This window comes from Lutimaribacter marinistellae (assembly GCF_042648365.1).
In the GTDB taxonomy this organism is placed as follows: domain Bacteria; phylum Pseudomonadota; class Alphaproteobacteria; order Rhodobacterales; family Rhodobacteraceae; genus Lutimaribacter_A; species Lutimaribacter_A marinistellae.
The window spans coordinates 1-1,426 of record NZ_JBHRXI010000035.1; the positions used below are offsets into that span (position 1 = coordinate 1).

Consider the following 1,426-nt stretch of genomic DNA (forward strand, 5'->3'; position numbering starts at 1 on the left):
TCCAAAGGAGGCGGCCTTCATGACCACCGATAAACATTGATCGATGATGTATCTTCCCGCAAGCTCTCGTCAGCGGGAGATCGGCATCACGCGTGATCCGCTTGGCTCTGTTGCATAAATCCGATGAGGGATTCATCTCGTAAATCCAGCGTGGTAGCTGGGACGTATGAGCAGATCGACACCACCCACTTACAAGACCAGGAACTGGTCGGCCTATAATGAAGCGCTCAAGCGCTGCGGCTCGCTGACGATCTGGTTCGATCCCGAGATGATCTGGAATGCCGCGCCGACAGGCAGGCGTGGTCGCCAGCGGACCTACAGCGATACGGCGGTTCAGACGTGCCTGTCCATGAAGGTTCTGTTCGGCATGTCCTTGCGGCAAACGGCCGGCTTCGTCGAGAGCCTGTTGCGCTTGGTCGGTCTCGACTGGACGGTCCCGGACTTCAGCACGCTGTACCGTCGCCAGAAGACACTCGCCGTGAACACCCCATATCGCGGCTCCAAGGGCCCGCTGCACCTGTTGATCGACAGCACTAGCATCAAGGTCGAGGGCGAAGGCGAGTGGCACGGCCGCAAGCACGGCGGCCCAAAACGCCGCGTCTGGCGCAAGATCCACCTCGGTATTGATGAGGAAACACTGGAGGTCGGCGCCGTCGAGATCACCGGTAGCCACGTTGGTGATGCACCGGTGCTTCTCGGTCAGATCTCGGAGGACCAGGAAATCGGCAGCGTCACGGCAGATGGCGCCTACGACACGCGCAAATGCCACGACGCCATCGCTGACTGCGGCGCCCATGCCGTCATCCCGCCCCGCAAGAACGCCAAGCCATGGAAGGGCACTGTCAGAACAGACTAATTTGAGCCGGGCAGGGTGGTTCCGTACCGTCTGAGGATGCCCAAACCTGACCCATTTCGATATATCAAAACCAGCCGCGAAATCATCCGCTTGGCGGTGATGCTGTATGTCCGTTTCCCGCTGTCCCTCCGCAACGTAGAGGACCTTCTGCACGAGCGTGGCATCGATGTGAGCCATGAGTCCGTACGATATTGGTGGCATCGGTTCGGCCCGATGTTTGCCGCCGAGATCCGCAAGCGCCGTATCGAGGGCATGAAATCCAGCCGGTGGCGGTGGCACCTGGACGAGATGTTCGTGAAGATCAACGGTGAACGACACTACCTCTGGAGGGCCGTCGATCATGAGAGCGAGGTGCTGGAAAGCGTCGTCACGAAGACCCGTGACAAAAAGGTTGCGCTGAAATTCCTCAAGAAAGCAATGCGCAAGCACGGGCAACCCGAGACTGTCGTCACGGATCAGCTACGATCCTAGGGTCGGGACTTCGGTAACGGGTCTCTCTCAGTCAAGAGATTTCGGCCAAGCGATTTGGTCCCGCCGACGGGCTATTCCTGCTCGGTCGATCCGCTCGAC

2 pseudogenes are annotated in these 1,426 nt (G+C 59.3%); both read left to right on the forward strand.

From position 1 onward, the window contains the following. Positions 1 to 166: 166 nt before the first annotated feature. A pseudogene (locus tag ACFORG_RS20210) lies at positions 167 to 835 on the forward strand (IS5 family transposase); the annotation flags it as partial. Positions 836 to 892: 57 nt separating this feature from the next. Beyond that, positions 893 to 1,324, forward strand: a pseudogene (locus ACFORG_RS20215) (IS6 family transposase); the annotation flags it as partial. Positions 1,325 to 1,426 lie beyond the last annotated feature (102 nt).